The organism is Litorilituus lipolyticus, assembly GCF_006439335.1.
In the GTDB taxonomy this organism is placed as follows: domain Bacteria; phylum Pseudomonadota; class Gammaproteobacteria; order Enterobacterales; family Alteromonadaceae; genus Colwellia; species Colwellia lipolytica.
Map to the genome: position 1 here is coordinate 21,937 of NZ_SAWY01000041.1, position 19,253 is coordinate 41,189.

A 19,253-nucleotide genomic window follows, 5' to 3' on the forward strand; every position below is an offset into this window, starting at 1 on the left:
TATGACTCAGCAAGTAAACAGAAAGCAACAGCAGTTAAACCATTACGGTGCGCATGTACCAGAAATGCGTAGGGTAAAACGTATTCACTTTGTTGGTATTGGCGGCGCAGGTATGGGTGGTATTGCTGAGGTACTGCTTAATGAAGGTTACCAAATTTCAGGCTCTGATATAGGTGAAAATCAAGTTGTTAAGCGTTTAACCAAATTGGGAGCGAAAGTCTATATTGGTCATAGTACAGAAAATATCTCAGATGCTAGTGTTATTGTGGTGTCTACCGCGATTAATAAAGATAATCCAGAGCTAGTCGCAGCAAAAGAACAACGTATTCCAATTGTTAGAAGAGCAGAAATGCTTGCTGAATTAATGCGCTTTCGTCACGGCATTGCAATAGCGGGTACACATGGAAAAACCACTACTACTAGTTTAATTGCCAGCATATTTGCCCAAGGTGAATTAGACCCTACGTTTGTTATCGGTGGCTTGTTAAATAGTGCTGGTACTAACGCTCGTTTAGGCAGTAGTCGCTATTTAGTTGCTGAAGCTGATGAAAGCGATGCTTCATTTTTACATTTACAGCCTATGGTTGCAGTCATCACCAATATTGATGCCGATCATATGGAAACTTATCAAGGTGACTTTGAAAAACTAAAAGATACCTACATTGAGTTTCTTCATAATCTGCCCTTTTATGGTTTAGCGGTGGTTTGTATTGATAATCCTGTAGTAAGGGAGTTATTACCGAGAATTAGCAGGCAAGTGATTACCTATGGTTTTTCTGATGACGCTGATATTAAAGCGGTTAATTACCAACAACATGGTGGTGTAAGTCATTTTACTGTGGAGATCCAAGGGCAACCTCCGTTAGATATGAGTGTTAATTTGCCTGGTCAACATAATGTATTGAATGCCTTAGCTGGTGTTGGAGTGGCAAAAGATGAGGGCGTTGCTGATGGTGCTATTTGCCAGGCCTTAGCTGATTTTGCAGGCATAGGTCGTCGATTCGAACAGTTAGCAGACTTATCAACCGCAGCTGGAAAAATGGTACTTGTTGATGATTATGGTCACCACCCTAGTGAAGTAAAAGCTACTATTTTAGCGATGAGAGCAGGTTGGCCTGATAAACGTTTGGTCATGGTATTTCAGCCCCATAGATATTCACGTACTCGTGATTTATATGAAGACTTTGTTGAAGTGTTATCTGAGGTAGATTGCCTATTTTTACTCGATGTCTATGCGGCAGGTGAAACAAGCATCCCTTCTGCTGATAGTAAAAGTTTAGCGCGTTCAATTAGACAACGTGGTCAAGTTGAGCCGATATATGTCAGCGATGTTGAAAAGCTACCAGAACTACTCGCTGCACAACTACAAGATAACGATATGGTGATTACTCAAGGTGCAGGCAATATCGGCGCTGTATCACGTAATTTATCAGAGCATAACTTATTACAGGCTAAAGGTGATTAGTTATGTTGGCTAAAGAAATTAAGCAACTGAAACAAGAAAAAATTGCGGTATTGTACGGTGGCAACTCAGCTGAACGAGAGGTTTCGCTCAATTCAGGTAAGGCTATCGCTAAGGCAATTGCTAACAAAGGGTATCAAGTTGAATTAATTGATACTAAAGGTTTTGATTTATCGAACCTAGTAAAGCAAAAAATAGATCGCGTTTTTATAGCTTTACATGGCCGAGGTGGTGAAGATGGTTGCTTGCAAGGTGCATTAGAGTATTTAGCTATACCGTACACAGGTTCAAAGGTATTAGGTTCAGCACTTTCAATGGATAAAGTACGTAGTAAGCAAGTTTTTGCTGCAAGTGACTTACCAACGGCCAAATATCGTGTAGTTAACAAATTAGATTTTTTAGCGTTAACAAATAGTAGTGTTGTATTAGCAGAGCTTTTGCACCAATTAGGCGGTCGAGTCATGGTTAAACCTGCGAATGAGGGCTCAAGTATCGGCATGGCTCAAGCTAGCACAGTTGAACAACTAACCAATGCCTTAACAGAGGCTTTTGGCTTTGATCAACAAGTATTGTTAGAGGCTTGGATTGATGGACCTGAATATACGGTCAGCATATTGGGACAACAAGCGCTACCTGCAATACATATGGAAACACCGAGAGAATTCTACGACTATGAAGCTAAATATCAGTCAAATAGTACGCAATACCATTGTCCGTGCGGATTAAATGCAGAGGATGAAGTTTATATCCAAACATTAGCATTAAAAGCATTTAACGCGACAGGGGCAAGTGGTTGGGGTCGAGTAGATCTAATGAGAGAGCGTGATGGCTCATGGCAATTATTGGAAGTTAATACAGTGCCTGGTATGACGGAAACGTCATTAGTACCAAAATCGGCAAAGCAATTTGGTTTAAGTTTTGAAGATTTAGTTGAACGAATTTTAGCGTTAAGTGTTACGGATTAAATGTGATGCCGAAAAAGCAAGAGACTAAAAAGATAGGAAGCAGCACTCAAAACCAAACCCCTGCATGGAGTTTTGGACTGGGTTTGTTTTTTTTCGTTTCAGTATTATTTGCTTTAATTACGGCAACTTGGTGGCTGAGCCAGCACTTTTTAGGTCAAGAAAATGTACCGGTTAGCTCAGTAATTGTTGCTGGTGAAATGCCATATAGTGAGCGTAATGATGTACTGCAAGCTATTGAACACATTGATTTGGGGAATTTTTTTACTGTTGATGTCGATGAAGTTCAAGAAAAAGTATTGGCTTTACCTTGGGTATACTCAGTGGCTGTTAGAAAGCACTGGCCAGATGAATTAAAAATATATGTCGTTGATCAAACACCTGTAGCCCTTTGGAATGGTGATTTTTTGCTTAATCAGTTTGGTAAAGCATTTCAAGCAGATATTAAGCGAGTATTTCATCCATTGCCAAAATTTTTTGGGCCTGAAGGCTCCGAACAAATGGCACTTGAGAATTACAGTAATTTGAATGCCTTATTAGATTATAAAGCGTTGTCCATAGATGAATTGGTATTAACTGAACGTTACTCATGGCAGCTGACTTTAAATGATGGAATTACCCTTAATTTGGGGCGAGAAGAACGTGTAGAACGTATACAAAGATTTATGGATGTTTATTCTTTAATCAAAGCACAAATAAATACAGAAAAAGAGCAAAATCAGGCGGTTGATTACATTGATTTACGGTATGATACGGGATTGGCTGTCGGTTGGAAAAATATCATAGAAACAACACAGCAAAGCAATATAAATGAGCAAGAGAAAAACCTAAATGTCTAAAGCAGCAGAAAGGAAATTAGTCGTCGGTCTGGATATTGGTACCTCCAAAATTTCAGTGGCCGTAGGGGAAATTACCCCTGATAACCAACTAAGTATTGTTGGTGTAGGTAATCAACCTGCACGTGGCATGGATAAAGGTGGCGTTAACGATTTAAATTTGGTTATTCAATCTATTCAGCGAGCTATTAACGAAGCTGAATTAATGGCTGACTGCCAAATAAGCTCAATTTATTTAGGTATTTCAGGTAAGCACATCAGTTGTCAAAATGAAAATGGTATGGTGCCGATTAACGACAAAGAAGTTATTCAAGACGATGTCGATAATGTTATTCATACCGCACGTTCTGTACCAATTTCAGCAGAGAGAAGAATGTTGCATGTGCTACCTCAGGAATACAGCATTGATGTTCAAGAAGGCATTAAAAGTCCTATTGGTATGTCTGGCGTGCGTATGGAAGCGAAAGTTCATATTGTTACTTGTGCAAATGATATGGCGAAGAACTTAGTTAAATGTGTAGAGCGCTGTGAGCTTACGGCAGATCAACTAATATTTTCAGCGTTAGCTTCAAGTTATGCTGTTTTAACCGAGGATGAGAAAGAATTAGGTATTTGTGTCGTAGATATGGGTGCAGGCACAATGGATATTGCAGTTTTTGCTGGTGGTGCATTACGTCATACCGCGGTGATCCCAGTTGCTGGAAATCAGGTTACTAGCGATATCGCCAAAATATTTAGAACGCCACTAAGTCATGCTGAAGACATTAAGGTGCAATATGCATGTGCACTTAAACAATTAGTGAGTATGGAAGAAAATATTGATGTACCGAGTGTTGGCGGCAGACCCGCACGTTCAATGTCGCGTCATACGTTATCTGAAGTAGTAGAGCCAAGATACCATGAGTTATTTGAATTAATTCAAGAAGAACTTCGAGAGTCTGGTCTAGAAGATCAAATCGCTGCGGGTTATGTGCTAACTGGTGGTACAGCGAAGATGGAAGGTGTCGTTGAATTTGCCGAGGAAGTCTTTCAAATGCCTGTTAGAATCGCCAACCCTCTAGCAGTGCAGGGGCTTAAAGAGTATGTAAATGATCCGAGCTACGCAACAGTCGTTGGCTTATTGCATTATGGTATGCAAGCTAATAATCAAGGTGGTCATGAAAAGAATAAGAATGAAGGTGTGACTGATTTATGGTCACGTATTCATGCTTGGTTTAAAGGTGAATTTTAAACCAAGGTAAAAGTCATTTAGTTAGTTAAACAGTTTGTTAAGTAAAAACGGAGAGAGAAAATGTTTGAATTGATGGAAGATCATAACGAAGAGGCGGTAATTAAAGTTATCGGCGTCGGCGGCGGCGGTGGTAACGCAGTTGAGCATATGGTAACTCAAACCATTGAAGGTGTAGAGTTTATCACAGCGAACACTGATTCTCAGGCACTAAGAAACTCGTCAGCAGATGTAACATTACAGCTTGGCGCAGATGTGACTAAAGGCTTAGGTGCAGGTGCAAACCCTGAAATAGGTCGCTGTGCAGCAGAAGAAGATAGAGAAACAATCAGACAGACACTTGATGGTGCTGATATGATTTTTATCGCGGCAGGCATGGGTGGTGGCACGGGAACCGGTGCTGCACCAGTTGTTGCTGAAGTTGCCAAAGAGATGGGGATTTTAACGGTTGCCGTTGTTACGAAACCTTTCCCATTTGAAGGGAAAAAACGTATGAACTATGCCGATCAAGGCATAGAGTTTTTGAGTAAAAATGTTGATTCATTAATTACTATCCCGAATGAAAAACTATTGAAAGTTTTAGGGCCTGGAACAAGTTTATTAGATGCTTTCAAAGCGGCTAATAATGTATTACTTGGCGCAGTACAGGGAATTGCTGAATTAATCACTCGTCCAGGTTTAATCAATGTCGATTTTGCTGATGTTCGCACTGTAATGTCTGAAATGGGTACAGCAATGATGGGGTCTGGTATCGCATCAGGTGAAGATAGAGCTGAAGAAGCAGCAGAAGCTGCAATTTCTAGCCCGTTACTTGAAGATGTTGATTTAGCAGGTGCTCGCGGTATCTTGGTAAATATCACAGCAGGAATGGATATCAGTATTGATGAGTTTGAAACTGTCGGTAATGCGGTTAAAGCATTTGCTTCAGAAAATGCAACAGTAGTTGTCGGTGCGGTAATTGACCCTGAAATGACAGAAGAACTTCGTGTAACTGTTGTTGCTACAGGTATCGGTGCTGAAGTTAAACCAGATATTACTTTAGTTAATCCAATGCCTGTAGCGGAGCCTAAAGTTGTTGGTGCTGATTACACTCCAGCTGCTGCACCACAAGTACAAGCGGCAACGTCTACGGAAACCGTAGCGATGACTGATAGTAATGCACAGAAAGTTGCCGCAACAGATTTGGATAACTATTTGGACATTCCTGCTTTCTTACGTAAACAAGCAGATTAATAGCAAAAGTTACAATTTTTCTACAATTTAATAGTAGAAAGTAACAGGGCAATTAACGTATGTTTAAGTGTGAAAGTTGTTACAAAAGTGTGGGTAATAACTATCGGTAAACTGATTAAATTTTGATTTAACTAGTAAACTTTGATATATTACGCGCCCGTTGAATCAGGCTGTTCGTTAAATGGTTCAACAAGAGAGTTGGTTACTGCTGTTAAGTGGGAACTTTACTCAGCGTAAAATGTTAAGAAGGCGAGGCTAATATGATTAAGCAACGTACAATAAAAAACAGTGTATCAACCGTAGGTGTTGGATTACATAAAGGTGAAAAGGTACAGGTCACTCTCCGTCCTGCACAAGCAAACACCGGTATTGTTTTCCGCCGAGTTGATTTAGAGCCAGTGGTTGATATTAAAGCAACACCTGAGGCTGTGGGTGAAACCACCCTATGTACTTGTTTAGTGAATCCGCAAAATGTCAAAATTTCTACGGTTGAGCACTTGCTTTCTGCTATCGCTGGCTTAGGCATTGATAATTTAATTATTGATGTTGATGCGCCTGAAATTCCTATTATGGATGGTAGTGCTTTACCTTTTGTTTACCTAATACAGTCTGTAGGTATTGAAACATTAAATGTTGCAAAACGCTTCTTACGTATTAAAAAAGCTATACGTGTAGAAGAGGGTGATAAATGGGCAGAATTAAAACCATATGAAGGTTTTAAAGTGAATTTTGCAATTGAATTTGAGCACCCTGTTATTGCTTCAACGTGTCAAACAATGAGTATGGACTTTTCAAGCACTTCTTTTATAAAAGAAATCAGTCGAGCGCGCACGTTTGGTTTTATGAAAGATATTGAGTTTTTACGCTCTCATAACTTAGCTTTAGGCGGAAGTTTAGAAAACGCGATAGTGTTAGATGAATACCGCATGCTTAACAAAAATGAACTTCGTTATGATGATGAATTTGTAAAACATAAGATCCTTGATGCTATTGGTGATTTATACATGGGCAGCGCAAGTATCTTAGGTGAACTGAATGCATTTAAATCAGGTCATGGCCTAAATAATATGTTGCTACGAGAAGTCTTCAAGCAAGAAGATGCTTGGGAGTGGGTAACTTATGAAGATACACACTCTTCACCAATTGAATACCAAGAAATAAATGCAACAGCGTTTTAATTTAGTACGCTAAACAGTTTGAATAAGCTGTTTAAACCTATAAAAGCCGAACAATTCGTTCGGCTTTTTTGATCTTGTCTCTTGATTACTTATTTACTATTTTTTGCCTGCTACATTCGCTAATTTCTCGAGCTTTTCTTTAAGGCCTTTAGGGGCGCTTTGTGCAACATCAAGTAGGAGTCTAGCGGTTGCAGGGTTAGAAGGGGATGCGCTAGTAGAGTTAGGTGAAATAGCAGAAATTTTTTGCTTTTGTTTAAGCGTTTTATCAGATTTACTGGAGATAAAGCCCTGAGGATTAACTTTAATCTCAATCTTTGAACATTGCCCTTCTGTTTCAATGGCGAGTTGCTGGCAAATTTTATTACGTTCAAACTGCAACCTTTGACCCCAAACAGGCGTTTTCAACTCAATTATTAATGTGTCTTGGCGAAAATTAGCAATATGCCATACCTCTTCTGGTAAATCAGGGCATATTTGTCGTACAATGTCGGCCAATATTGTCAAAGAGTTGGTTTTTGACTGAATTTGTGCCAAAGTGCCTGTCGTTGATTGCAACAGTGTCGATAAGTTTAGTGGTTTTTTAGGCTTGCGAGCCATAATTTATACCTTTGATTCAACTCTTTTTATCAAATTATATTAAACAGAACGTACTATGAGTTTAACATTACTATATCGTGGGAAAAACGTAAGATTCTCGATGCAATTATCTAAATTGCACTGGCTATCTGCATTAGTCGTATTTGCGATAATTTCTGGTATTAGTGTGCATTTAATGCTGCCCTCCAAAGAGACCAACTCTTTAGAAAAATACGCGTTGACAACACCCGAACTTAATACGTCTGAGCAACAGTATACCAGTAAAGAAAGCATTCTTTTAGAAAATGAAGCTGATAATACAAAACAACATAAGCGACAAGTCACAGCTTTGACTATGAAACTGGCAGAATTACAAAGTCAACTATTGCGGTTAAATGCCTTAGGGGAACGATTAGCTGACGATGCGAATATTCCTGATAAAGAATTCAATTTTAGCCAACTTCCACCTAGTGGTGGTCCATCTATTTCAATTGATGCCATAGCCCATAAGCCTTTACCTGTCTTGCTTGAAGAGATTGAGCAATTAGAAACAAATATTAATCATGAAGAAAAGCAGTTACAACTGCTTGAATCTTTAACCTTTGGTCACCATATAGAAAATAATCGCTATTTATCTGGGCGTCCAATTGAAAAAGGTTGGTTATCCTCCTATTACGGTATGAGGAAAGACCCTTTCCATGGCCGACCGACTATGCATAAAGGTGTCGATTTTGCTGGTAAAGAAGGTACGGGTGTTATTGCAACCGGTGCTGGTGTTGTTAGTTGGGCCAGTAAACGGTATGGCTATGGACAATTGATTGAAATAGATCATGGTGACGGATTTAAAACACGCTATGGTCACAATAAAACCTTACTTGTTGAAGTAGGGGATGTTGTTAATAAAGGGCAGGTTATTGCCAAAATGGGCAGCACAGGTCGCTCAACAGGACCACATGTTCATTATGAAATACTTAAACATAATACGCAGATAAACCCAGTAAAATATGTTTATCGTAAAGCAAAGAATAAAAAATAAAATTCACCAATAGCAGAATGATTTCTGCATATATTCAATAAATGGTTTAAAAAAGATGTTTGTAAACTTGTTAACTAAAATGTTTGGTAGCCGAAATGATAGGTTACTTAAACAAATGCGCAAAGAAGTAAAAAAAATAAATGCACTAGAGCCGGTTATTGAAGCGCTAAGTGATGATGAGCTAAAGGCGAAAACTGCAGAGTTTAAAGAACGCTTAGCTCAAGATGAAAAGTTAGAGCAAATATTGCCAGAAGCTTTCGCTGTAGTTCGTGAAGCAAGTAAACGTGTTTTTGGTATGCGTCATTTTGATGTGCAAATGATTGGTGGCATGGTATTAAATGATGGCAAAATTGCAGAAATGCGTACTGGTGAAGGTAAAACCTTAACAGCGACCTTACCTTCATATTTAAATGCCTTAACAGGTAAAGGTGTACACGTTATTACGGTTAACGATTACCTAGCTCAGCGTGATGCTGATTGGAGTCGTCCGTTATTCGAATTTCTTGGCTTAACTGTTGGTTGTAATATTCCTGGTCTTTCTACGCAAGAAAAACAAGCAGCTTATCAGTCAGATATCACTTACGGTACAAACAATGAATTTGGCTTTGATTACTTGCGCGATAATATGGTGTTTGCACCGCAAGAGCGAGCACAAAAGCCATTACACTTTGCTATTGTTGATGAAGTTGATTCAATTTTAATTGATGAAGCTCGTACGCCGTTAATTATTTCAGGCCAAGCTGAAGATAGTTCAGAACTATATCGCACAATTAATACTATTGTTCCTACGCTTGAGCAACAAGAAGAAGAGGATAAAGAAGGTGAAGAAGGTACAGGTGACTTCACTATTGATGAAAAAGCAAAGCAAATCTATTTAACTGAGCGTGGTCAAGTTCGCATTGAAGAGATCATGGCTGAGAAAGGATTATTGCAAGAGGGGGATACTTTATTCTCTGCGGCAAATATCACCTTACTACATCATGTTATGGCTGCTTTAAGGGCGCATAAACTTTTCCAAAAAGATGTGGATTACATCGTTAAAGATGGTGAAATTGTCATTGTTGATGAGCACACTGGTCGTACAATGGAAGGTCGTCGCTGGTCTGAAGGCTTACACCAAGCTGTTGAGGCCAAAGAAGGTGTCAATATTCAAAATGAAAACCAAACTTTAGCATCTATCACTTTCCAAAATTACTTTAGAATTTATGAAAAATTATCAGGTATGACTGGTACTGCCGATACTGAGGCATTTGAATTCAATCATATATATGGATTAGAAACCGTTATTATCCCGACCAATAGAGATATGGTTCGTGATGATATGGCTGATTTAATCTATTTAACCACGGAAGAAAAATTCGAAGCGATATTAGAAGATATCAAAGACTGTGTTGAGCGTGGGCAACCAGTACTTGTTGGTACAATTGCGATAGAAACATCAGAGTTTTTATCTAGCTATTTAAAAAAGGCAAAAATTAAGCATAAAGTACTGAATGCTAAATTCCACCAACAAGAAGCAGAAATTGTTGCTGATGCAGGTAAGGAAGGTGCGGTGACTATTGCAACTAATATGGCTGGTCGTGGTACAGATATTGTATTAGGTGGTAACTTAGATGCAGCTATTGCTAAGCTTTCAAATCCGAGTGAAGAACAGATAGAAAAAGTTAAAGCGAAATGGAAAGAAGATCACGAACGCGTTAAGTCACTAGGTGGCCTTAAAATTGTTGCTACTGAGCGTCATGAATCACGTCGTATTGATAATCAGCTACGTGGTCGTTCAGGTCGTCAGGGTGATCCGGGTGCAACACGTTTTTATCTTTCTATGGAAGATTCTTTAATGCGTATTTTTGCCTCAGAGCGTATTTCAAATATGATGCGTAAATTAGGTATGGAACGTGGAGAAGCAATTGAACATCCATGGGTTACGCGTAGTATTGAAAATGCACAAAGAAAAGTTGAAGGTCGTAACTTTGATATGCGTAAGCAGTTATTAGAATACGATGATGTGGCAAATGATCAGCGTGGCGTTATCTATGAGCAACGTAATGAACTATTAGATGAGGAAGATATTGCTGAAGTAGTACATGCTATTCGTAGTGATGTGATCAATTCAGTCATTGACCAGCATATTCCGCCACAATCTCTTGCTGAAATGTGGGATATTACAGGCCTTGAAGAGCAACTTAAGGGTGAGTTCACAACAGATTTACCTATTGCAAAATGGCTTGAAGAAGATGAGAAGCTTCATGAAGAAAGCTTACGTGAAAAAATTATCACAGAATTTGAACAAGTTTATAAAGATAAAGAAGCTGCTGTAGGTGCTGATGTTTTACGACAGTTCGAAAAAGCGGTAATGCTTCAAAGTCTTGATTCTCATTGGAAAGAGCATTTATCAGCAATGGACCATTTACGTCAAGGCATTGGTCTTCGTGCCCACGCTCAGAAAAACCCTAAGCAAGAATATAAGCGTGAATCCTTTGAGCTATTCACTACTATGCTTGATACCTTAAAGTATGATGTTGTTGGTATTTTATCTAAGGTTCAAATTAGAGCTGAATCTGATGTTGAAGCGGTTGAAGAGCAGCATAGAAGAGCTGAAGAAGTACCAAAAGACTATCAGCACGAGTCTGCCTCAGGTGCAGAAAGCGAACCTGAATTTCCTAGAGTGGGGCGCAATGAACCTTGTCCGTGCGGCTCTGGTAAGAAGTACAAGCAGTGTCATGGAAAATTAAACTAAATACCTAAGTATTTAGAGATTTAAAGCTGACAAAATTGTCAGCTTTTTTATTTTTAAAGGAAAGAAATGTTAAAAGTGGTCAATGTAGCGGTTGGTGTCATAGTTCAAGCAATATCTTCAGCCAATGAAGAGCCAATGTTTTTTTTAACTCAGCGTCATGAACATGTTCATCAAGCGAATAAGTGGGAATTTCCTGGTGGGAAAATAGAGCAGAGTGAAACTGTCGGACAGGCTTTAGCACGAGAATTAAAAGAAGAAGTGGCTATTGATGTGCTTAGTTGTGAGCACTTAATGACAATAAATCATGATTATGGCGACAAGCATGTGTGCCTTGAAGTTTACCTTATTGATAACTATGAGGGAAAGCCGAAAGCATTGGAAGGACAAAAAGAGGGCTGGTTCGCTTTATCCGAGCTTGCAACCATCGACTTCCCTAAAGCAAACTACCCAATTGTTGAGCAATTAGAAAGCCGATTTCAATAGTAGTCTATTAAATTTGCTTATTCAGGTTCGACAAAAAATTTGTTATTCATCAAGAATTCATCTTCCAGAGCATCTAACATTTCTTCACTCATTGGAGTATGACTTTGAACTGGCTGACTAATTTTGTGACCTTCGTCAGCCCATTCACCAAGGTCAATCAATTGGCAACGTTTACTGCAAAATGGTCTAAATTCACTTTTTGATTCCCATTTCACTTTTTTCTGGCAGTTGGGGCAGGGGACTTCTATTGTCATGATTACATCTATTTAGTTTCAGATACCATGATTATACCTGAATTACATAAGCGGGTTAACAGCGGGCTAATTGAAATTGCGTTGCTTGGTTAGAATAACGTCTACCAGTTTGCTCACAAGGAAGCATGAAACGTATTGAGTAACGAAACTTATTGCCACTAACCGTAGGGTAAAACCTCGCTTGTTCGTCTAACTTAATTCTCAAGAGTAAAAGGCCTTCGCCATTATCTTGATAAAACCCACTTTCTGTATTCACTGGTTCAAAGTTTGCCCGTTGTCGGACAAACTTTAAGACTAAGCTTAATGAACATTGGATATTAGCTAAAAGGGCAAGCCAGCCATCAATGTCTGCTTGTAACTTATCTTGTGCATGATGAAGCCAAAAATGAAGCTGAGGCAAATCAAATAAAGAGCTACCACCTTGTATAGCAAAACGTTGTTTTAAACTGGCGAGGAATTTATCTTCTTTTAATTTACACCAAATAGGAGAAGCAACTTTCAACTGCCCAACAAGTTTAACTGTTTCAGCAAGGTTGTTTTCTAGGGCTCTCGCGTCAATTTCAGGGGCTTTAGACCAAACGACTAAGCTTTGCTCAAGTTTTTCAAGATCTTTAATTAAATCGCCTCTGACATCGTTACGCTCGAGGGTATCAATAATAGCGAACAATGCACTAAAAAAAACTTGATGATGTAGTTTGATATCTTGTGTAGAACAATGGTGTGCTTGAGCAAATAATTGCTCAAGTTTTAAATAATTTCTGATACGCTCATTAAGCGGATGTTCATATAAAACCGTTGACATCTATAGCTAAGTTCATGTTTCGTTTGATGGTTTAGCTATAGTAACCACAGAATAAAAAAATGGCGAATGATTTTGTTGATTATTTTTCAAACAAATGTAAGCAAAAGCTTTTATGGTAAATAAATCAGTTTTTATTCGTTATCAGATGCTAATGTAAGGTATTCATGATGAAGCTTTCTGATACTTTCATTAAGCAGTGAAAGATCGATATCTTCATTGTTAATAATATCGTTGGCATGAGCTAAGCGATCTTTTCGTTGAGCTTGGCTATTAATGATAGATCTCACTTCCTCTTCATTACTACAATCTCGCTGTAAAGTTCTCTCAAGTTGAATTGTTTCAGATACATCAACGACAAGTACCCTATCAACTAGCTGAAGAAGGTTATTCTCAATTAATAAGGGAGCGACTAAAATACAGTATTTACTCTTGGCGTCTGCACACTGCTCCTGTATTTTCTGGCGAATCAGGGGATGTAATAAAGAGTTAAGCCAATGTTTATCTTCTTCGTTACTGAAAATTCGAGACCTAAGTAAAGCTCGATTTAAACTACCGTCTTGATTAATAAAGTCTTCACCAAAGTGATGTGAAATTTCACCTAATGCCTGACTTTTTGGTGCTACAACTTCACGAGCGATAATATCAGCATCAATGATGCTGACTCCTAATGCATTGAATTGGTCGCTAACAGTTGTTTTACCACTACCGATTCCACCTGTCAGACCGACTATATATGAAGACATAGAGTGTTTAACTAATTAGCTGAAGGTACCAAGACCAAATACCTTCACCCCAAAGTAAAGTTATCCATCCTGCAACTGCTAAATATGGGCCAAAAGGTATGGCTTGTTCACGTTTGTGGTTATTAAATAACATTAAGGTAATACCTACCATAGCACCTACAACAGAAGCCATTAATATTAAAATAGGCAATAACTGCCAACCTGCCCAGGCACCAAAAACGGCTAACAGTTTAAAATCACCAAACCCCATGCCTTCTTTACCGGTTAGCAATTTAAATAACCAGAACACGGAGTAAAGGCTCATGTAGCCAACTGCAGCACCTATAACGGCATCAGAGAGCGGCACGATTAGGCTATTAATGTTAATGAGCAGGCCTAGCCACATTAACGGGAGAGTGATTTGATCTGGCAAAAGCATGTGATCAAAGTCAATTAATGTTAAAGCGATTAAGCTCCAGGTCAATATCAAAACAAAAAATGTAGTAACAGTTGGTCCAAAGTGTTGAGCTACGATGATACTTAAGGCTGCGGTGGATAATTCAACTAATGGATAGCGCTTAGAAATTGGTTGTGAACAATTGCCACATTTTCCTCTAAGGAATAGCCAGCTTATTACGGGAATATTTTCATAAAAGCGAATTTTATGCTGGCAATTAGGGCAAGTTGAATCGGGTGAGGATAGTGTTATTTCCTGCATTTGTTTTGGCTTGATATCCTTTACTTCGTCGGCTAAAAACTCACGGCACTCGTGATACCAAGAGTATTCCAACATTTTTGGCATTCGAAAAACCACAACATTTAAAAAGCTACCAACACATAGCGATACCAATATTACACAGAGGTAGAAAAAGTTAGGTGATTGTTCAAATAATGTGACAATATTTTCAAGTAAAGATAAATCTAGCAAATCAAAACCTTGGTATTAACTTTGAAAGGAAGGAAATAGGAGGCAATCAACTATTAAGATTGCCTCGTTAGAGTTATACAACCATACCAATTTGGAAGATTGGTAGGTACATCGCAATGATCAAACCACCAATAACAACACCTAATACAGCCATTATCATAGGCTCAAGAAGACTTGTTAATGAATCTACAGCATTATCTACTTCGGCTTCATAAACATTTGCTACTTTAGATAGCATATCATCGACCGCACCTGATTCTTCACCAATAGCAACCATTTGAATAACCATATCAGGGAAAATTTTACAATTCCTCATGGCTAAGTTCATTTGCATACCAGAAGAAACTTCAGCTCGAATCTCAAGAATGGCATCTCTAAATACTGCATTACCAGAGGCACCTGCAGCTGACTCTAAAGCGTCGATTAAAGGGACACCGGCAGCAAATGTTGTTGAAAGCGTCCGTGCGTACCGAGCAACAGCCGCTTTTTCTAGCAAATCACCAATAATAGGCAGTTTTAAAATTTTTCTATCCACACTGTCTCGAAATTTTTGGCTGTTTCGGTGTGCTCTTTTAAATAGAAATCCAGCACCAAAGATTGCCGCAAGTCCCCAGTACCAATAATTCTGCATGAAATCAGATATTGCTAAAACTAATTGCGTAAAGGCTGGCAACTCAGCACCGAAACTATTAAAGATTTCTTCGAAAACGGGCACCACGAAAATAAGTAATATACTGGTTACAATGGCAGCAATAACTAAAACAGCTATAGGGTAAGTTAGGGCTTTTTTGATCTTAGCCTTAAGTGCTTCGGCTTTTTCTTTATAGGTGGCAATGCGACCGTAGATGGTTTCTAACGCACCGGATTGCTCGCCTGAAGCTACCAGATCACAATACAAATCATCAAAATAAAGTGGGTGTTCACGTAAACAATCAGACAAAGGAATACCAGAAGCTAATTTATTACCAACTTCTCCCAGTAGTTTACGCATATTGCCATTATCATGCCCCTTACCGATCATTTCTATAGTTTGCACTAATGGAACACCAGCACCTAGCATAGTAGCTATTTGCCTAGTAATGACAGCAATATCAGCTGGTTTAATTGCTTGGTCTTTACCTAGTCCAAACATTGGCTTAGGTTTTTTCTTTACTTTACTAGGTGTAATACCTTGCTTGCGTAACTGTGCTTTAAGCTCTATTACATTATTAGCAGTGAGTTCACCGTTGATTTTTTTACCTTTACGGTTTACACCGCTCCAAATAAAAGTGTCTAACTCTTTAGTTTTATTTGCTTTCTTTATTTTTGCCATAAGTTTACCTAGTCAATTCACAACTTCCTTTTGAAAATACAATGTTAGCTTGTGATTGCATTATTATAATATTATTACTACCAAATTATGGTCTTTATAAATTACATTAATTCGTAATTAAGCGCTAGTTACTCGGTTAACTTCTTCTAAGCTTGTCATACCGTTCATAGCTTTTATTAAACCAGATTGTCTTAAATTGTTATAACCTTCTTTTTGACATTGTGTTGCAATGTCAAGGGAGTTTCCTCCCTCCATAATAATAGTTGAAATAGTTGGTGTAATTTCAATAACTTCATAAATACCTACTCGACCTTTATAACCACCCGTACAGTGAGTACAGCCTACGGGTTTGAATAAAGTGATTTCAGATAATTTATCATCTGGGAAGCCTTGTTCTCTTAATTGGCTTTCAGATAGTTCTTCTTTTTCTTTACATTGAGGGCACAAACGACGAGCTAGACGTTGGGCAATAATAATTGAAACTGAGCTGGCTACGTTATAGGAAGGTACGCCCATGTTAAGCAAACGTGTTAAGGTTTCAGCAGCAGAGTTAGTATGGAGGGTCGATAATACTAGGTGACCTGTTTGTGCTGCTTTAATGGCAATTTCGGCAGTTTCAAGATCACGAATCTCACCTACCATGACAATATCAGGATCTTGTCGAAGGAAAGAACGCAAAGCACTTGGGAAAGTTAAACCAGCTTTTGTATTAATTTGAACTTGGTTAATGCCCTCCAAGTTAATTTCCACAGGGTCTTCAGCCGTTGAAATATTACGTTCAGGTGTATTAAGAATATTTAAGCCAGTATAAAGAGAAACTGTTTTACCAGAACCTGTGGGTCCAGTTACTAATATCATACCTTGAGGTTGTGCTAAGGCATCCATATAAATAGCTTTTTGTTCGGCTTCGTAGCCAAGCATATCAATGCCTAACATAGCACTTGAAGAGTCTAAAATACGCATTACGATTTTTTCGCCCCACATAGTAGGTAGGGTACTCACACGAAAATCTATCGATTTTTTTTGTGACAAAGCTAACTTTATTCGGCCATCTTGGGGAACTCGACGTTCAGCTATATCAAGCTTAGACATAACTTTCAGGCGAGCAGCCATTCTGGAAGCAAGAGAAACAGGAGGTCTGGCTATTTCAGTTAAAATACCATCTACCCTAAAACGGATACGAAATGCTTTCTCATAAGGTTCAAAGTGCAGATCGGAAGCGCCTTTTTTTATCGCATCTAATAATATTTTATTAATAAAAACAACGATAGGCGCGTCGTCTTCACCTGTAACGGGGTCATCATCCTTCTTAGCCTCATGTACATCTATATCCGCAAGCTCTTCAGAGTCAATATCTGATATTTCAAGCGCATCATTTTCATCTTCTAATACTTTTTCGATACAGGATTGAAGGCTTTTTTCATCACAGAGTATAAGTTCAGTACTATAGCCAGTATTAAATTGAATCTCTTCAAGTGCATCCAAATTTGTTGGATCTGACATAGCAACGAACAATACCTTACCTCTTAAATAGAGGGGTAACGCATTATGCTTAACTATAAGCTTTTCATTCCTAACCCCTTCAGGAACGAGGCTGGTATCAAAACTAGACAATTGTATTTGAGGGTAACCATAACTTTTAGAAAGTGCTTTTGCTATTTTTAATCCATCAATATTTTTATCTTCAACTAAGTACCGAACAAAGGGTTTGGCTTTATTGGCATAACCCTCCCAGATCTCGTCTACCGACTCGTCAGGAATGAGGTTTTGCTTTGATAGCGCTGAAAGAACGCTTGATTGCTGATGACTTCCTTTCATAACGTATGGTTATAACCTTTTGGATTTACTGAAATACTGAGAGCACACTTTCAGTGTAACTTAAAATCGTATAAAAGAACAAAGAGATTTATCTTCTTTTAATCTTAAAAAATACCGAATTCTATTATTAATTATTACTTGATATATTTTCAGGCTCGCTTTGTTCTGGAAGCAATACTATATCTATTAGTTTCATATTTGGATTGAAAACTAATGCCGCATTTCTTTTTTTACCGGCAAGGCCTTTGAAAATATACTTGTTTTGGTATTTGTTTTGTATATATTCAGGCAAATTATCATAGGAAAAGCTTTGTTTCTCTATTTCTTCTTTAGTTATATTTTTATAAATGGTTGGTGAAAATAAAAAGCTTGTAGACTCTTGTTTTGTATGATTATTTACATCTTTTTCAAGTATCATAGCAAAATAAATTTTTTGGAATTGAGGTAAATTAAGTTTGGTTTTATATTCAGACTCAGAAATATCTTTTTTTGTTATTGAATGAAAAGCCCCATCATAGTGGACAATCGCCCAGACCCGCTCTTGCTCGATCTTAGATAAACCAAATATGAGCGCAGAAGCTTGAAGTAGAACAATAACTAACATGTCTAATCTTAATTCAAACTTTGATTTACTGGAGTTTACTAGGATTAATGTTAAAAGAGGGCCAAGTGTTATATCTACACCTATTAGCACTAATAATGCTCGCCAAGTACCATCAAGCTCAATAAAAGGGGAAGGAAACCATATAAGCTGGCATATATATGTCACACTACCGACTATGAGGATACTAATAATAAGATGTCGATAGAAATACCTTATTTTTAATGAATTCATTATTCACCTGCTAATTTATACACATTTATCACAAAAAAAAACTCCCGAAGGGAGTTTTTTAAAAACAAAAGGTTTATTTTATATTTGTTTACGTTCTTATTAACATACACCAGCAGCTAAACAAGTACTTGATCCATCTAAAGTCCAAGTCGCAGTAGTAGCATTAGCATTTAGAGTAGCTAAAAATACGACATTTGGATTAGTTGCTGTTCCAAAATCACCGATAGATACTGCTGTTACTGTGTATGTCGTTGCAGATGGCGCTGCAATTGTAACGCCACTAACAATAGTAGATGCACTCCAACCAGCTACAACAGGAATTGTTTCACATTGATCAGGCGTTGCAGGAGCACCACCACGACCCGTTTGAATACATAAGTCAACTGCTGTTTTAGCAGAAGACGTTGCTAGAACAACCTCAGAGAACTTAGCTTTATCTGCATAAGTCTTGTATGCAGGTAATGCTACAGCTGCAAGAATACCGATAATCGCTACAACGATCATTAATTCAATAAGGGTGAAACCCTTTTGAGCTGAGTTTTTCATTTGTTGTAAATTTTTCATAGTTAATACTTCCATTAATTTTCTACGGGGGCTGAATTTATATTGCGACACTTTTTCACAAATGTAAAATTTTGTAGCACTTTTTTTTGATTTTTTTGCTGATTATTCAACAATCGGGTCTTTTATAACTCATTCTTAACCTTAAGTTAACTTTTATTTGCAAGAATTTTACTTCTTTTCTTTTTCTTATGTGTAGACACGATAGCCTTTGTTTGCAACACGTTGCATGTATTAACTACGTGTTTAACTCTAATGTAGAGCTATTTTTATGGTAATCAATAGTTGGA

18 protein-coding genes are annotated in these 19,253 nt (G+C 38.1%); 9 read left to right on the plus strand and 9 right to left on the minus strand.

The genetic code is table 11. The annotated features are described in order from the left end of the window. Position 1: 1 nt before the first annotated feature. The 6 genes from murC (at position 2) to lpxC (ending at position 6,899) form a co-directional block, all read left to right on the plus strand. Positions 2–1,465 carry a UDP-N-acetylmuramate--L-alanine ligase gene (gene murC, locus EPA86_RS16875; RefSeq protein ID WP_140605568.1) on the plus strand — a complete coding sequence of 488 codons (1,464 nt, stop codon included), beginning with the start codon at positions 2–4 and terminating at the stop codon, positions 1,463–1,465. A gap of 2 nt (positions 1,466–1,467) precedes the next feature. Then, positions 1,468–2,427 carry a D-alanine--D-alanine ligase gene (locus EPA86_RS16880; protein ID WP_140605569.1) on the plus strand — a complete coding sequence of 320 codons (960 nt, stop codon included), beginning with the start codon at positions 1,468–1,470 and terminating at the stop codon, positions 2,425–2,427. A gap of 5 nt (positions 2,428–2,432) precedes the next feature. Then, the gene (locus tag EPA86_RS16885; protein WP_140605799.1) at positions 2,433–3,263 is read left to right on the plus strand and encodes a cell division protein FtsQ/DivIB; all 831 of its coding nucleotides are present in this window, start codon (positions 2,433–2,435) and stop codon (positions 3,261–3,263) included. Further along, positions 3,256–4,491, plus strand: a complete 1,236-nt coding sequence (gene ftsA / locus EPA86_RS16890) for a cell division protein FtsA (protein ID WP_140605570.1) — start codon at positions 3,256–3,258, stop codon at positions 4,489–4,491. The genes EPA86_RS16885 and ftsA overlap by 8 nt, the downstream gene beginning before the upstream one ends. Positions 4,492–4,551: 60 nt before the next feature. Beyond that, positions 4,552–5,721 (plus strand): cell division protein FtsZ, encoded by a 1,170-nt coding sequence (gene ftsZ / locus EPA86_RS16895; RefSeq protein ID WP_140605571.1) that lies wholly within the window; start codon positions 4,552–4,554, stop codon positions 5,719–5,721. Between the two features lie 260 nt (positions 5,722–5,981). Then, on the plus strand, positions 5,982–6,899 hold the full coding sequence (gene lpxC, locus EPA86_RS16900) for a UDP-3-O-acyl-N-acetylglucosamine deacetylase (RefSeq protein ID WP_140605572.1): 918 nt from the start codon (positions 5,982–5,984) through the stop codon (positions 6,897–6,899). Positions 6,900–6,995: 96 nt separating this feature from the next. On the opposite strand, the gene EPA86_RS16905 is transcribed toward lpxC, so the two are convergent. After that, positions 6,996–7,496, minus strand: a complete 501-nt coding sequence (locus EPA86_RS16905) for a DUF721 domain-containing protein (RefSeq protein WP_140605573.1) — start codon at positions 7,494–7,496, stop codon at positions 6,996–6,998. 100 nt (positions 7,497–7,596) lie between these two features. On the opposite strand from EPA86_RS16905, the gene EPA86_RS16910 reads away from it, so the two are divergent. The 3 genes from EPA86_RS16910 (at position 7,597) to mutT (ending at position 11,731) form a co-directional block, all read left to right on the plus strand. Beyond that, complete coding sequence (locus tag EPA86_RS16910; RefSeq protein WP_246058447.1) at positions 7,597–8,511, plus strand: M23 family metallopeptidase; 915 nt, start codon at positions 7,597–7,599, stop codon at positions 8,509–8,511. 55 nt (positions 8,512–8,566) lie between these two features. Further along, positions 8,567–11,248 (plus strand): preprotein translocase subunit SecA, encoded by a 2,682-nt coding sequence (gene secA, locus EPA86_RS16915; RefSeq protein WP_140605575.1) that lies wholly within the window; start codon positions 8,567–8,569, stop codon positions 11,246–11,248. A gap of 66 nt (positions 11,249–11,314) precedes the next feature. Further along, positions 11,315–11,731 carry an 8-oxo-dGTP diphosphatase MutT gene (mutT, locus tag EPA86_RS16920; RefSeq protein ID WP_140605576.1) on the plus strand — a complete coding sequence of 139 codons (417 nt, stop codon included), beginning with the start codon at positions 11,315–11,317 and terminating at the stop codon, positions 11,729–11,731. A 17-nt stretch (positions 11,732–11,748) separates the two neighbouring features. On the opposite strand, the gene yacG is transcribed toward mutT, so the two are convergent. From yacG to EPA86_RS18485, 8 genes are all read right to left on the minus strand, one after another. Continuing rightward, positions 11,749–11,985, minus strand: coding sequence for a DNA gyrase inhibitor YacG (gene yacG, locus EPA86_RS16925; protein ID WP_140605577.1), 237 nt, complete (start codon positions 11,983–11,985; stop codon positions 11,749–11,751). A 55-nt stretch (positions 11,986–12,040) separates the two neighbouring features. Continuing rightward, the gene (gene zapD, locus EPA86_RS16930; protein ID WP_140605578.1) at positions 12,041–12,787 is read right to left on the minus strand and encodes a cell division protein ZapD; all 747 of its coding nucleotides are present in this window, start codon (positions 12,785–12,787) and stop codon (positions 12,041–12,043) included. A 131-nt stretch (positions 12,788–12,918) separates the two neighbouring features. Then, positions 12,919–13,530 carry a dephospho-CoA kinase gene (coaE, locus tag EPA86_RS16935; RefSeq protein WP_140605579.1) on the minus strand — a complete coding sequence of 204 codons (612 nt, stop codon included), beginning with the start codon at positions 13,528–13,530 and terminating at the stop codon, positions 12,919–12,921. A gap of 7 nt (positions 13,531–13,537) precedes the next feature. Further along, the gene (locus EPA86_RS16940; protein WP_140605580.1) at positions 13,538–14,437 is read right to left on the minus strand and encodes a prepilin peptidase; all 900 of its coding nucleotides are present in this window, start codon (positions 14,435–14,437) and stop codon (positions 13,538–13,540) included. Between the two features lie 73 nt (positions 14,438–14,510). Next, entirely contained in the window at positions 14,511–15,740 is a 1,230-nt protein-coding gene (locus tag EPA86_RS16945) for a type II secretion system F family protein (protein WP_425462587.1), read from the minus strand. 126 nt (positions 15,741–15,866) lie between these two features. Further along, entirely contained in the window at positions 15,867–17,567 is a 1,701-nt protein-coding gene (gene pilB / locus EPA86_RS16950; RefSeq protein WP_140605582.1) for a type IV-A pilus assembly ATPase PilB, read from the minus strand. 127 nt (positions 17,568–17,694) lie between these two features. Next, entirely contained in the window at positions 17,695–18,402 is a 708-nt protein-coding gene (locus EPA86_RS16955) for a hypothetical protein (protein ID WP_140605583.1), read from the minus strand. A 99-nt stretch (positions 18,403–18,501) separates the two neighbouring features. Then, on the minus strand, positions 18,502–18,948 hold the full coding sequence (locus EPA86_RS18485; RefSeq protein WP_211664966.1) for a pilin: 447 nt from the start codon (positions 18,946–18,948) through the stop codon (positions 18,502–18,504). Positions 18,949–19,253 lie beyond the last annotated feature (305 nt).